The sequence below is a fragment of the Chryseobacterium rhizosphaerae genome, assembly GCF_003385455.1.
In the GTDB taxonomy this organism is placed as follows: Bacteria; Bacteroidota; Bacteroidia; order Flavobacteriales; family Weeksellaceae; genus Chryseobacterium; species Chryseobacterium rhizosphaerae.
On the sequence record NZ_QNUF01000021.1, the window covers coordinates 1 to 14,837 of the forward strand.

A 14,837-nucleotide genomic window follows, 5' to 3' on the forward strand; every position below is an offset into this window, starting at 1 on the left:
TATACATTATACATTATACATTATACATTATACATTATACATTATACATTATACATTATACATTATACATTATACATTATACATTATACATTATACATTATACATTTTAAAAAATAAAGAACAGCAAAGCCTATTGATTATTGTCTGATTATCCCCTTTTATTTTTCCTTCGCAGAACCTGAGTTCCGTCATCTATAATTCATAATTATAACTGATAAATTATCACTTTTCCTCAACTATAATCCTTATTTTTGTATCTATGGATTACCCAAGTAAAGTGCTGGCAAAGGCGGTTGATGAGATTTCAGGTTTACCCGGGATTGGCAGAAAGACAGCCTTAAGATTAGCATTACATTTATTGAAACAGCCGAACTCAAGAGCCGTGAGCCTTGGGAACTCACTGATTAATCTGGTTAATGAAATTAAGTACTGTAAGGAATGTCATAATTTTTCTGATTTTGATATCTGTGAGATTTGCAGTAATGAGAAGAGAAACGGCGAATTGATCTGCATTGTTGAAGATGTCAGAGATGTGATAGCCATTGAAAATACAGGAAAATATACAGGGAAATATCTGATTTTGGGAGGGAAGATTTCTCCAATGGAAGGAGTAGGACCAAGCCAGCTGAATATTCCAAGTATTGAAAGAAAATTAAATGAAACCAAGGTTAAGGAATTTATTTTTGCTTTGAGTGCCACCATGGAAGGAGATACCACTGCTTATTATATTTACAAAAAATTCAAAAATTTTAATGTAAATTTTTCAAGCATTGCAAGAGGAATTTCAGTAGGAGATGAGTTGGAATATGCCGATGAAATTTCATTGGGAAGATCTATTATCAACAGGTTACCGTACAACGAAAAGGATTAATATGAAGTTGTCTGTTATTATTGTTAACTACAATGTTACCCAATTACTCAGAAACTGTCTTTTGTCTATCCAAAAGTATATAAAAGAAGTGGATTTTGAGGTTATTGTTATGGATAATGCTTCTACAGATACCTCCTGGAGAGACCTTATTGCGGAATTTCCAATGGTGCATTTTATTTCTTCTGAGATTAACGGAGGATTCTCCAAAGCAAATAATCAGGCGATCAGTTTAGCGAAAGGAGAATATGTTTTGCTCCTTAATCCGGATACAGAATTGGAGGGCTTTTATATGAGAGATCTGCTGGATTTTGCAGATTCTAAATCTGATTTCGGGTGCCTTGGGGTACGCATGCATGACGCTCAGGGAGATTTTCTGCCTGAAAGTAAACGATCAGTACCGGATATGTTTAATTCTTTTGAGAAGCTGTTTGTCAATTTTAAGAAAAATAATTCAAAATCATATTACAGAAGCGATATTGAGGAGTATGCTGTTGCTGAAGTAGAAGTCATAACAGGAGCCTTTTTATTGATTAAGAATGAAGTGTACCAACAGATTGGTGGGCTGGATGAAGCTTATTTTATGTATGGGGAAGATATAGACCTTTGCTATACATTGTTGAGAAATCATTATACAAACTATTATTATGGTAAGGCTTCCATCCTTCATCATAAAGGTGAAAGTACTATTAAAGATGATGTCTATCTGAAGAGGTTTTATGGAGCCATGCAGATTTTTATTGACAAGTATTATAAAGAAGAAAAGCCTGTACAGTATTCATTCTTAAAGGCAGGATTGAAACTCCGGCACCAGGTTGAAAAGATCAAGCTAAAATAAAAAAGCAACTCAATTTGAGTTGCTTTTGTTCTATGTAAAGTAGTAACTTTCTTATTTAGCTGGGGTTACAGGAGCCTGAACCGGAGCTGTAGTTGTAGAAGAAGCAGGAGCTGATTGCTTAGCCGGAGCTTCCTTTTTTACAGGTTGTTGTGCAGGAGCCGCTTGTGACGGTTTACCGGTAATCACAACACTTAAAAGAATAAGAACAATGATTGTTCCGCCTAGAGTCCATGTAGCTTTTTCCATGAAATCATTGGTTCTTTGTACTCCGAACTGTGCAGATGATGCACCTCCGAATGTACTGGAAAGGCCTCCTCCTTTAGGATTTTGAGCCATAACAACAATCACCAATAAAACACTGGCAATCATAATAAGAACCATCAATAGTGTAAATATAGTATCCATTAATTCTGATATCTTTTTGAATGGGCAAATTTAACCTTTTTTTACTGAACGACAAAAAAAGATGACAGTAAATGTGAATCAAGTGCAAAAGTTTAGAGATCAGACAATACTTTTGAGCTTAAAATTTAAGATGGAAAGAAAGTATAAACAGCAAAACAGGCGATGCATTACATCTTTAGACTGCTTTAAGGCCGCTTGAACCTTATTCTCTTTTTACATACAGATTCCGGATCAAATTTCAATTTTATCTTATCGGCAAAAATAAAACGGCAGCTTCTCTGCTGCCGTTTTATTGATATATCTGAAATTTTACTTAAAATCAGAATCCTTAGCCTGGTTAAGCACATAGGATTGTACAGTCATATTGATTTCCATTCCTCCCATATTCTGGATGATGGTAAACGGAAACTTTACTCCTGAAACATCTTTATAGTCTGCAAAACTGGTTGGAATAGCACCTCCTTCTCCCATTTTTATTTCTCCGGTTTTTAGACCCGTTTTTACACTGTAGTAATAGGTTTGTTTAGCTCCTTTTATCACGTAAGAATCTTCATTATTATATTTTTCAATTCCTGCGAGTTTAAAATCAGAAGATTTTGCAAAAGTCAGTTCCGGGAAAAGTTCCGGTTCTGCCATAGAAGCCTTTTGCTTGTCATTTAGAGGAATTTTTTGTCCTTGCGTTTCTGCATATCCATCTTTACCGTCAAAAATGATTTTCTGGATGGTGTTGCCCATCATTTTCATATCCATAGCCATTTTTCCACCTTTGGCCTGAGTAAGCTTCATGCTCATATCCATTCCCTGAAGTTTGGTAGTGGCATCCGCTGTGATGGAAGTTACTTTCTGAACAGCTGCTAAACCGCCAATGGCATTGATGTATTTATCTGCAACAGAGGCAATAGTCACACTGGTATCTACTTTCTGTGCCGCAGGTTTTGCTACGGGGTTCGCTTCTTTATCAAAATATTTTACAGGATACCCTAATTTTTCTAATCCTTCAGAAATATCCGATGCTTTACCGGCGATGAAAATTCTGCTTTGGTTGGGAAGAATCGTTGTTTTCACAGCATTGGAAACATCGGCAGCTGTTACTTTGTCAATAGACTTTAAATAGTTGGTATAAAAATCTGAAGGAAGATTCTGAATTTTTTGGTTTACGGCAAATCTTGCAATTGTTTCAGGCTTTTCAAGGGACATGATGAAAGAACCTTTCAATTTAGCCTTGGCATTTTCCAATTCTTCAGGCTTTACGGTAGAAATGGCATTAAGCTCATTCATTAATTCTTTTACAGCTTTATCCGTAACCTCATTTCTTACGCTGGTTTCAGCTGAAAATTCCGGAGAATATTTGCTTGCAGTCATGCTGGAATAAGCTCCATAAGTAAACCCGTTTTTTTCTCTAAGATTCATGAAGAGCCTGGCTTCACCACCGCCACCTAAAATATAGTTGGCTATTGTAGCAGGGAAGTAATTAGGATCCTTCATTTTAAGACTGTTCAGGTTGCTTACCGATAATACAGACTGTACTGCGGTAGGAACATCCACTACATTTACTTCTGTTTTGGAAAGATTGGAAGCCGGTTCTAAAGCAGCAAATTTAGTATTTGATTTTTTCCAGTTTCCAAAAGCCTTTTCAATCAAAGGTTTCACCTGATCAAATTTTACATCTCCTACAATCACTAAATACGCATTATCCGGAGTATAATATTTGTTGTAAATATTTTGTACATCTGCCAGCTGGATCTTGTTGATGGATTCTACCGTTTCAAATTCTCCTCTTGACGTGTTTTTTCCATATATCAAGGCATTAGAAACTTTTGAGGCAATAGAAGATGCATTTTTTTCATCAGCTTTTAAGCCTTCAATAATTCTTTCCTTTGCATTTTGAATTTCTTCAGCAGAGAACTTAGGATTAACGATTGCATCAGCCATAAGTCCCAATACTTCCGGGAAATATTTTGAAAGCGAGTTGGAAGTGGCTCCGGTAGAGCTAAAGCTGATATTAGCTCCCAGAAAGTCCACTTTTTTATTAAACTCATCTTTGCTTAGGTTCGTGGTTCCATTGTCCAGCTGTTCTGCCATAAGGTGGCTTACACCAGCTATATTTCCTTCATAGTAAGGAGGCCTGTCCATAGAAAGAGTTGTATTAACCCTTGGAAGTTTGTTGTTTTCAACAACCATTACAGTAAGCCCGTTGCTTAGCTGGAAGGTTTTGGGTTGGGCAATGTTGATGGCAGGGGTAGGCCTCGGTTTTGGCATTGCATTGATGTCAATTTTTTGTGCGGAAAGCATTCCTGCAAATAAAAATGCCGCTGCTATATAGGTAAATTGCTTTTTCATGGGTAAATTATTTTTTCTCAGGAACGTAGTTGATAATGATTCTTTGGTTGGAATTCAGATATTTTTTAGCTGCATTTTGAAGATCTTGTTTGCTAATAGATCTGTAAATGTCTATTTCTTTATTGATAAGATTGGTATTTCCCATCAATACGTGATTAGTAGCTAACGATGCAGCTATTCCCTGAATACTTGAGTTCTGGTTGACAAACTGATTTTCAAACTGGTTCTGAAGTTTTTGATAATCTTCATCAGAAATTAAAGTCGTCTGAAGTTTTTTGATCTCCGCATCAATATCAGCCTGTAGAGTCTGTTTGGTAGTCTGTCCCATCGGAATAGCAAAGAATGCGAAAATACTGTAATCTTCAAGTCCCTGGTTAAAAGCGGCTACCTGAAGTGCTTTTTTCTCCTGATCTACTAGTTTTTTGTATAAAACAGATGATTTTCCACTGCTTAAGTAAGAAGAAAGCATATCTAATACATAAGCATCTTTCTCTTTGTTGGCCGGTGTTCTGTATGCGAAAACATAAGCCGGAAGCTGGATGTTGGGATCAGTTGCTGTAACTTCTTTTTCCTGAGTGATAGGGGCATCTTTAGGGAAATCTTTTGGATAAAGAGTTCCTTTGGGAATACCGCCGTAATATTCCTGAATCCATTTTTTTGTTTGTTCAGGTTTGATGTCTCCCGCCACCACTAATGTAGCATTGTTGGGAACATAGTATTTTTTATAAAATGCCTGGAATTCTTCAAGCTTCGCAGCATTAAGATCATCCATAGACCCAATAGTAGGCCAGTTGTATGGGTGATTGGTGAAAAGGTTTTTCTGGATAGTTGGGAAAAGATTTCCATAAGGCTGGTTATCCATTCTCATTCTTTTTTCCTCTTTTACTACCTCTCTCTGAGTATCCACTCCAATTTGATTGATTACAGAAGCATGCATTCTTTCTGATTCCATCCAAAGACCCAGCTGCTCGTTGTTGGAAGGGAAGGTTTCATAGTAATACGTTCTGTCATTGGTCGTATTGGCATTGTTCTGTCCTCCGTTTGAAGAAACGATCTTAAACCATTCACCTCTTTTGATATTGGGAGTCCCTTCAAATAAAAGGTGTTCAAAGAAGTGTGCAAAACCGGTTCTGCCTTTCACTTCATCCTTTGCTCCTACGTGATACATAACCCCTGTAGTAACTACCGGAGCAGAATTATCCTGATGAAGAATTACGTGAAGACCGTTCGGAAGATCATACTCTTCAAATTTGATTTGCTGAGCATTCAGTATCATTCCGAAGAAAGCTACGGCAGCAGCAGAGAGAAATCGCTTTTTCATAAAGTTAGAAATTGTTTATCAATTAGTAGGAAAAGTGAATTAAATGTTACAGAAATGGAGTTATAAGCTAAAAAGAATAAGTAAATGATGAATCGTTAGCTCACCTGGCTGATCCATTAATTCAAACTTTATGAATTATAACTGCCGGTTGTGGCGTTTTGCCTCAAGTTTCCCATCTCTAAGTCTCTTATGTCCACTCCAGACCCTATAATTTCTAACTTCTCTAATCAAAGTTTGAATTCTCCTCTGAATACATTAATTTTGTACTCCCAAATTTTTTTTGCAGTATGGATTATCTGAAAGGACTCAATGAATCACAATATGAAGCCGTTACCTCTTTACAAGGCCCTCTGATGGTGCTTGCAGGAGCCGGTTCCGGGAAAACACGTGTACTTACTATGCGTATTGCCCACCTGATCAACAATAAGGTGGATCCTTTCAATATCCTGGCTCTTACCTTTACCAACAAAGCGGCACGTGAGATGAAAGAGCGTATCGCAAAAGTAGTGGGAGACAGTAATGCAAGAAGCCTTTGGATGGGAACTTTTCACTCTGTTTTTGCAAGGATTTTAAGAATAGAGGCTCATTACCTTGGTTACCCTTCCAACTTTACTATTTATGATCAGCAGGATGCTCTGAACGTAATTAAAAAAGTCCTGAAGGATATGAATATTGATGCTGATCTTTATAAGCCCAAGAAAGTTCAGGCAAGAATCTCTACTTATAAAAACAACCTGATTACGGTAAAAGCTTATTTCAATAATCCGGAACTGATGGAAGCGGATGAAAAGGCCAATATGAAATTTATCGGACAGATTTATCAGAGATATGTAGATGCATGCTTTAGAAATGGAGCTATGGATTTCGATGACTTGCTGTTAAAAACTAACGAATTATTAACCCGTTTTCCGGAGATTCTGGCAAAATACCAGGATAGATTCAGATATATTTTGGTAGATGAGTACCAGGATACTAACCATTCTCAGTATCTTATTGTAAAAGCACTGGCTTCAAAATTTGAAAATATCTGTGTGGTAGGAGATGATGCACAGTCTATTTACTCTTTCCGTGGTGCCAATATCTATAATATCTTAAACTTTAAAAAAGATTATCCGGATGCGGTAACGGTTTCTCTGGAACAGAATTACCGATCAACCCAAACGATTGTAAATGCTGCCAATGTAGTTATTGCAAAAAACCTTCAGCAGTTTAAGAAAAATGTTTTCAGTGATAACGAAGAAGGGGATAAAATCAAAATTTACCGCTCACTTTCTGATGCTGATGAAGCGAATTTTGTGGCCGGAAATATTTGGGAACTTCGGAACCGTGATCAGAGAAAATACAGCGATTTTGCTATTTTATACAGAACAAACTCTCAGACAAGAGCATTTGAAGATGCTTTGAGACGTAAAAATATTCCCTATAAAGTATATGGTGGTCTTTCTTTCTATCAAAGAAAAGAGGTGAAAGACCTTATCGGATACCTGCGTCTTTTGGTCAATGAAAATGATTCTGAAGCGCTGATGAGAATTATTAATTATCCTGCAAGAGGGATAGGGGAAACCACACAGAATAAATTGATCGTCTTTGCGGATGCTCAAAATGTTTCTGTGTCAAAAGTATTGGATAATCTTCCGATGTATGCCCCTCAACTGGGTTTAAACAATGGTGTTTTAAACAAGCTGAATGACTTTTGGTCTATGATCAAGGCATTCCAGGTGTTATTGAAAACCGAAACTGCGTATAGCGTAGCCATGGAAGTGGCAAAGCGAAGTGGTTTAATTAAATTCTTAAAAGATGATCAGACTCCGGAAGGAATTTCCAGGGTAGAAAACGTTCAGGAATTAATGAACTCTATGCAGGGATTCATTGAAGAGCAGATGCAGCTTGAGGATGGAGATCCAAGTCTTCCCAATTTCCTTGAAAACATTGCTCTTTCGGCAGATACACAGGATAAAAACCTGGGTGATGATATGGTTTCTTTAATGACCATTCACCTTTCAAAAGGACTTGAGTTCCCGGTAGTTCATCTGGTGGGACTTGAAGAAAACCTTTTCCCGAGTTTCATGAGTTCTGCAACCCGTGAAGATCTTGAAGAAGAAAGACGATTATTTTATGTAGCATTGACAAGAGCTGAGAAACAGGTGTTTTTCTCTTATGCTGTTTCCCGTTTTCAATGGGGAAAAATTACAGATGCCGAACCTTCGAGATTTTTGAGTGAGATAGATGATGAATTTATCGAGTTCATTAATCCGGCAATGGAAAAAAGATTCATCAATAATTCCGGGGTTAAATCCAATATTTTTGATGAATATCCATCAGAACAAAAGACGTTCAAAAAAGTTGAGAAAAAGACAATTGCTAAAGGAGAGCAATCACAGCCGGCTCAGGAAGTAAGAAAGCTAAAACCTGTAAGTACCGCTAAAATTATCAATCCTAGTGGAGCTTCTTCTCAGGATATTGAAGTAGGAGATAAAGTGAGACATGACCGTTTCGGGATCGGACAGGTGACTTTCCTGGACGGAACTGATCCTCAAAACATCAAGGCCAAAGTTGTTTTCATTCATGAAGGAGAGAAAAACCTGATCCTTAAATATGCTAAATTAACTAAGATTTAGAACTCATAGTACTATCGATATAGAAAAACGGATTCAATTTTGAGTCCGTTTTTTTGTTGTTAATACAAGGCTTTAGAACCAGGAATCAATCATTGACCATTCACTCTCAACTTTCAAATCTTAACTCATTTTCCTAGAACAACTCATTTATTATTTCTGGGCTCATTCCATTATTCAATAGAAATGGGCTTTAGCCCATTTACAAAAAATGATTTTCCAATAGGGCTTTAGCTTAAACTTAAGAATGGCAACGTACGCAAGATAATGATACGGACTTATGTTTGGGCTAAAGCCAATGGGTGGTTTTCTATTTTTACAAAGAACCGGCTAAAGCCCGTCCCTATTGAATATCATTTTTTTATTAAAATCTCTCTGAATTTATCTAACTTTAATAAGGGATAGAAAGAAACGATAATTATTTTTTACAAAAACAAAGTCTATTAATTTTGTAGACTAGTGAATATATTTTACATTTGCACCCTGTAAAACATAAATGGTTAATCAAATTCTAAACTATATGAGAAATAAAAAAACTATTTTTTCAGCTTCTGTTTTATTTTTTCTGGGATCCTATGCTTATGGCCAGGAAAAAGACAGTATAAAAGTACATAAAGACACCATACAAACGAATAATGTAGAAGAGGTAGTGGTTTTAGGTTCACGTGCCGGAGCAAGATCAAAAGTAGACAGCCCGGTTCCTGTGGATGTATTCAATATCAAAGAATCTTCGGCTATTCTTCCCCAATCTGGGATAGGGCAGATTTTGAATGCACTGGCTCCTTCTTTTACTTCTACAATTCAGACCAATTCTGATGGGACGGATCACCTGGATCCTGCTCAGTTGAGGGGATTGGGACCGGATCAGGTATTGGTATTGGTAAATGGAAAAAGAAGGCACACTTCAGCTTTAGTCAATGTAAACGGAACACCCGGAAGAGGAACGGTAGGAACAGATTTGAATGCTATTCCAGCTTTTGCCCTTAACAGGATTGAGGTTCTGAGAGATGGTGCGGCTGCTCAGTATGGTTCAGATGCCATTGCCGGAGTTATTAACCTTGAGCTTAAAAAAGATACCGGAAAATTAACCGGGCAGGTGAGCTACGGAGGAAATCTGACCCCTACAGCCAACGACCATACCGGAAATTTTGACGGTCAGAATGTTCAGGTAGACTTGAATTACGGTAATAAAATAGGAACAAAAGGTGGTTTCTTTAATATCACCTGGTCTTCTCAGTTCAGAGAACCTACTTCAAGAGCCGGTGCAGAAAGCGGAACGATTTATAATGCCTATAATGCTATTGAACAGCGTGCTTTAAATAATGGGGTTAATCTTTCTTCTCTTTTTAATAATATCAATAGTACCCCGAATTCACAACAGATCATCAACTCTATTCATCAGTATGCTCAGGGGGTAAACTACTTTACTGCCGATCAGCAGGCTGCCATTCAGGGGGCATCTACCATCCAGGATATAAAAGACGGAAACGGAAATGTTATTCAGAAAGGACTTCAGTCTTTATTGAATTTTGATGTTACTGATCAGGAACTTGCTTACAGAGGACTCACAAGAAAGGATTTCAATATGCAGGTAGGACAGTCTAAGCTTAACAATCATCAGCTTTTTGTCAATATGGAAGTTCCGATCAATGATAACTGGAAAGTATATTCTTTCGGAGGATATAGCCTAAGACATGGTACTTCCGGAGGGTTTTACAGAAAACCTAACCAAAGCAGAACATTTACCGGGCTGTCTGCTAACGGTTATCTGCCTCAGATTGGAACGGATATCCAGGATATTTCACTGGCTGCAGGGATCAAAGGGAAATGGGATGGCTGGAATATTGATTTCAGTAATACTTTCGGGCAGAACTCATTTACTTATACCATTCAGAATACCGGAAATACATCTTTGCGCTTTGCATCACCCAATGAATTTAAGGCCGGAGGATTAAAATTTTCCCAAAATACGATTAATCTGGATTTTTCAAAAAAATATGATGTCTGGGAAGGAATCAATGTTGCATTTGGAGCAGAACACCGTTATGAAAATTTTAAAATAACAGCAGGAGAGGAAGCTTCTTATGCTACATATGATACTTCAGGAAATGTATGGACGGGGAATTCTCAAAGGCCCACCGACTTCTTTGGGGCAGCACTTCCCGGCGGCTCTCAGGTATTCAGTGGATTTAAGCCTGTCAATGCAGTAGACAAAAACAGACAGTCTGTAGCAGCGTATGCAGATGTGGAATTTAATTTTACCAATTGGTTATTGGTGGATGCAGCTGCGCGATATGAAAACTATTCTGATTTCGGATCTACTTTTAATTATAAATTGGCTTCAAGAATAAAGGTAGCCCCCAATTTCAATGTAAGGCTTGCCGGATCTACAGGATTCAGAGCGCCTTCTATTCATCAGATTTATTATAATGTAACTTCTACTTTATTTACCAACAATCAGCTTCTGGAAGTAGGAACTTTCAGTAATGATTCGGCAGTAGCAGGATTATTGGAAATCCCGAAACTGAAACAGGAAACCTCAAAATCTGCAAGTGTAGGATTTACCTATAAAATTCCTTCTGTTAATTTGACCTTTACAGCAGACGGGTACTTTACGAGAATAGACAACAGAATTATTCTTACAGACCAGTTTTTAAGAGCAGATGTACCTGCTGCTGCACAAAAAGTCTATGATGATTTAGGTATTAACGGAGCACAGCTTTTTACCAATGCTATTGATACGGAAACCAAAGGGGTGGATGTGGTTATTTCGCATAATGTCAGAGTTTCAGGCTTAAAACTGGATAACAGCTTTGCTGTCAATCTTAGTCAAACTAAACAGGTAGGAGACATCCATTCTTCAGGACTTCTACAGTCTGCAAAGCTTGAAAAAGTGTATTTCTCAGAAAAATCCAGGGTATATCTGGAAGAAGCCGTACCGAGAGTAAAGGCCAGTCTTTCTCATACCCTTTCATGGAAAAATGCGAGCTTCTATCTTAGAAATACGTATTTCGGAAAAGTAACGGGAGCAGATATTATTGATGCCAACGGAGACGGAATTATCGGATTCAATGAGCATCAGCAGATTGGAGACAAAATTATTACGGATCTTTCTCTGGCATATCAGTTTACCAAAAACATTGGACTGACACTCGGTGTAAACAATTTATTTGATATTTATCCTACTAAAAACCTTCCTGCGTCTACTAATAATGACCAGTTTGTTTATTCACGTTCTACTTCTCAGTTTGGGCAGAACGGGAGATATGTTTTCACAAGACTGAATTTTAATTTTTAATGGTTATAAAAATTTGAAGGGAGACTGTTCTGAAAATGAACAGTCTTTTTTTATGTCTGAAATTTCGGTTTGTTTACGGAATTACTTCCATGTTTTTAATTCATAAGCTGCTTCCCAGAAATGATATTCCATTCTGGAGGCGGTTATAAAAGCTTCGGTCATTTTTTTTCGTGTTTCCTCAGTGGTTTTTTCTGCTATTGTATCACAGATGAAAATAGCCTGGTCTACGGCAGCTGAAAACTCTTCTCCGGAATAGGTGGCAATCCATTTGTCATAAGGATTGTTGACGGTATTATGGTTTTGATAAATATAATTTCCAACCTCTCTGTAGATCCAAAAACAAGGAAGCACGGCGGCAATGGCAATTTCTACAGATTCTAAGGCAGCGGTACTTCTCAGAAAATGAATGTAATGATGGCAGGCAGGCTGTAAAACACCTTTATCTGTAAGTCCAAAATCTTTAAAATAAGATTCGTGCAGTGCATTTTCCACTACAATGGCATTTTCAGCAAATCGCATATAAGTAAGAACATCCTTGAGATCCGGAATTTTTGCAGCAATCAGGGAGAGGGTTCTGCCAAAATGTTCAAGGTATAATGAATCCTGAGCCATATAAAAACGGAATTTTTCCTGAGGTAAGGAACCTTCTGATAATTCTTTGATAAAAGGCATGCTAAGAATAGACTGATAATATTCTTCTATCGTTTGCCAGGTTTGTTCAGACCATTTCATTTTTGATGAGTTTTTGAGGATTAAAAAAGTGGTTAAGAGGACCATTGCCATATCCTGTCTGTACATCTATGCTGTTTTTTATAGCCTCATAAACATAGTCCTGTCCTAAAGAAACAGAATCATGTAAGCTTTTTCCCTGAGCCAGGTAAGCAGCTATTGCAGAAGAAAGAGTACAGCCGGAACCATGGGTATTAATGGTGTTTAGTTTCAGCGTTTCAAAAGTATGGTATTGTCCATGTTCATCATAGAATAAAGAGGTGATGGTGGAGGTTTCCTGATGACCACCTTTGAGAAGTATGCTCTTGCAGCCTAACTGTTTTATTTTTTCACCTGCAGTATATAAATCTTCCAGCGTTTCGACTTTCATGCCGGCTAAAATTGCTGCTTCATCCATATTGGGGGTAATGATATCAGCAATTGGAAATAGTTTTTCTGTGATCGCTGTGATGGTTTCCTCCTCAATAAGCCTATGCCCGCTGGTAGCTACCATTACAGGGTCAAATACAACCGGAATTCTTGTATACTGTGATAATGTGGAAACAATAGTCTCAACCAACTGTGGAGTATGTACCATTCCTATCTTAATGGCATCAGGAAAAATATCATCCAGAATCGCTTTGATCTGATCGGCTACTGCTTCCACAGGAATAGGATATATTGTTCTTACTCCCTGTGTATTTTGTACAGGCAGGGCCGTTAATACTGAGGTGGAAAAGCAGCCTAAAGCAGAAGCTGTTTTGATATCTGCCTGAATACCTGCGCCACCACTTCCGTCAAAACCTGCAATGGTCAATACGGACGGGTATTTGTATTTTTTCATTTTAAAATTTCATTTTTTAATTCATATGCTGCTTTCTGGGGATTTGCAGCACTGCATATTGCAGAAACTACTGCAAGGGAGTCTGCTCCGGCGTTGAGGACTTCCTTCGCATTTCCAAGATGTATACTGCCTATGGCGACCAGCGGTTTTTCTGTAAGCTGTCGGATTTTTGCAACACCTTCAAGCCCCCATTCTGTAATGGTATCTGTTTTGGTATGTGTTTTAAATACAGGGCTTATACCAAGATAATCAGAAACCATTGTCTGTTCATTTTCAAGCTGGGCCAGGTACTCAATAGAATATCCAATGATTTTATTTTGGATAGAAGGTCGTTGTCTTAAAAAAGTAGGTGCAGTATCACTGTTCCCAACATGAATACCCGCAGAATTTACTTTTTCAGCAACTTCTATATGATCATTTATAATGAGGGGAATACCATACTTTTCTGTAATTTCCATAAGCTTTTGGGCTTTTTGGAGGAACAATTCGGTACTGTCATTTTTTTCTCTGAGCTGGATAATGTCCACTCCGCCCAAGATGGCTTCTTCGGCAACTGTCAGAAAGTTTTTTCCAATGCAATCAGCTTCAGAAATCACAAGGTACAGTTGGTAGGGGAAAGGATGCAGGCTCATTTTTGTTCTATCTTTAGGTTTTGGATGAATTCTTCTTCTGTTATATTGTACAGTTTATCAATCAGGTTAACCTGAAGACTTCCGGGACCTTTACTTTGCTGGACAGCCAGTTCTCCAGCAATGCCTATTAATGCCATTGCAGCAGCAACACCCAATGTTTTATCTTCCACACTACCTATAAACGCACCTGTTAATGCGGTAGCAGAACATCCAAGACCTGTTACTTTAGTCATAAGCGGATGTCCGTTTTTAATGAAAAAGCTCTGCTGTGGGCTTATAATAATATCTGTTTCACCGGAAATACAGACTGTTGAATGGTAGTGTTGCATCAGTATTTGAGCAGCATGAACCGCGTCATTACTTTGAGCGGTACTATCTACTCCTTTAGTAACAGTGGTATTAGCTTTGGCCAGTGCAATAATCTCTGAGGCATTTCCTCTGATAACACTAGGTTGATATTGTAAGAGTTGTTGTAAAACCTGATCACGAAAAGAGGTTGCTCCGGCACCCACAGGATCTAAAACCCATGGTTTATTTACGGAATGTGCTGTTTCAGCTGCCAGAAGCATAGATTCTGACCAGTATTCATCTAACGTTCCTATATTGATCACCACGGAATGGGCAATACCGATCATTTCTTTGATCTCAGACCGGGCATGTGCCATAATGGGAGAGGCTCCAACAGCCAAAAGAGCATTGGCCGTATTGTTCATGACTACATAGTTGGTGATGTTGTGAACCAGGGGAGATTTTTGTTTTACAAGCTGCACTTGCTGCCAAAGTATTTTTTCCATTGTTATCTTATCATTAAAATAAAAATAGCTTTAGGAAAAAATCCAAAACAAAAATCACATGAGCGGGTCATGTAATTTTGCTTTTCCCTACGTCGGTGTAAGCCGTATCAGGTTCAAAGGGACTCTCTCAATTCTTTTTCAGAATACCCCTAAAGCAAAACAAATGTATAAAAA

The 14,837-nt window shown here is 37.9% G+C and carries 11 protein-coding genes and 1 riboswitch; of the genes, 4 read left to right on the forward strand and 7 right to left on the reverse strand.

Going from position 1 to position 14,837, the window contains the following annotated elements:
* Window positions 1-259: 259 nt before the first annotated feature.
* Window positions 260-871: a recombination mediator RecR gene (gene recR, locus DRF57_RS16270; protein WP_047493845.1), complete on the forward strand. Its 612-nt coding sequence runs from the start codon at window positions 260-262 to the stop codon at window positions 869-871.
* Entirely contained in the window at window positions 867-1,706 is an 840-nt protein-coding gene (locus tag DRF57_RS16275; RefSeq protein WP_115919720.1) for a glycosyltransferase family 2 protein, read from the forward strand. The genes recR and DRF57_RS16275 overlap by 5 nt, the downstream gene beginning before the upstream one ends.
* Before the next feature lie 51 nt (window positions 1,707-1,757).
* Here the strand turns inward: DRF57_RS16275 and secG are convergent, their stop codons facing one another.
* The 3 genes from secG to DRF57_RS16290 form a co-directional block, all read right to left on the reverse strand.
* Window positions 1,758-2,111, reverse strand: coding sequence for a preprotein translocase subunit SecG (gene secG / locus DRF57_RS16280; RefSeq protein ID WP_047493852.1), 354 nt, complete (start codon window positions 2,109-2,111; stop codon window positions 1,758-1,760).
* 309 nt (window positions 2,112-2,420) lie between these two features.
* The gene (locus DRF57_RS16285; protein ID WP_115919644.1) at window positions 2,421-4,451 is read right to left on the reverse strand and encodes a M16 family metallopeptidase; all 2,031 of its coding nucleotides are present in this window, start codon (window positions 4,449-4,451) and stop codon (window positions 2,421-2,423) included.
* A gap of 7 nt (window positions 4,452-4,458) precedes the next feature.
* Window positions 4,459-5,772, reverse strand: a complete 1,314-nt coding sequence (locus tag DRF57_RS16290; RefSeq protein WP_115919646.1) for a M16 family metallopeptidase — start codon at window positions 5,770-5,772, stop codon at window positions 4,459-4,461.
* A 287-nt stretch (window positions 5,773-6,059) separates the two neighbouring features.
* Here DRF57_RS16290 and DRF57_RS16295 point away from each other — a divergent pair, with 287 nt between their 5' ends.
* Window positions 6,060-8,390 carry an ATP-dependent helicase gene (locus tag DRF57_RS16295; protein ID WP_047493862.1) on the forward strand — a complete coding sequence of 777 codons (2,331 nt, stop codon included), beginning with the start codon at window positions 6,060-6,062 and terminating at the stop codon, window positions 8,388-8,390.
* Window positions 8,391-8,907: 517 nt separating this feature from the next.
* Entirely contained in the window at window positions 8,908-11,685 is a 2,778-nt protein-coding gene (locus DRF57_RS16300) for a TonB-dependent receptor plug domain-containing protein (protein WP_228450421.1), read from the forward strand.
* 81 nt (window positions 11,686-11,766) lie between these two features.
* Here DRF57_RS16300 and tenA read toward each other — a convergent pair whose 3' ends face one another.
* From tenA to thiM, 4 genes are read right to left on the reverse strand one after another with little or no spacing between them, the layout of a single operon-like run.
* Window positions 11,767-12,417 (reverse strand): thiaminase II, encoded by a 651-nt coding sequence (tenA, locus tag DRF57_RS16305; RefSeq protein WP_115919648.1) that lies wholly within the window; start codon window positions 12,415-12,417, stop codon window positions 11,767-11,769.
* Window positions 12,404-13,237 (reverse strand): bifunctional hydroxymethylpyrimidine kinase/phosphomethylpyrimidine kinase, encoded by an 834-nt coding sequence (thiD, locus tag DRF57_RS16310; RefSeq protein ID WP_115919650.1) that lies wholly within the window; start codon window positions 13,235-13,237, stop codon window positions 12,404-12,406. Before thiD ends, tenA begins: the two co-directional genes overlap by 14 nt.
* Window positions 13,234-13,869, reverse strand: coding sequence for a thiamine phosphate synthase (thiE, locus tag DRF57_RS16315; RefSeq protein WP_115919652.1), 636 nt, complete (start codon window positions 13,867-13,869; stop codon window positions 13,234-13,236). The genes thiD and thiE overlap by 4 nt, the downstream gene beginning before the upstream one ends.
* Window positions 13,866-14,663: a hydroxyethylthiazole kinase gene (gene thiM, locus DRF57_RS16320; protein ID WP_174772385.1), complete on the reverse strand. Its 798-nt coding sequence runs from the start codon at window positions 14,661-14,663 to the stop codon at window positions 13,866-13,868. The genes thiE and thiM overlap by 4 nt, the downstream gene beginning before the upstream one ends.
* A gap of 67 nt (window positions 14,664-14,730) precedes the next feature.
* Window positions 14,731-14,824, reverse strand: a riboswitch (TPP riboswitch).
* Window positions 14,825-14,837: the final 13 nt, after the last annotated feature.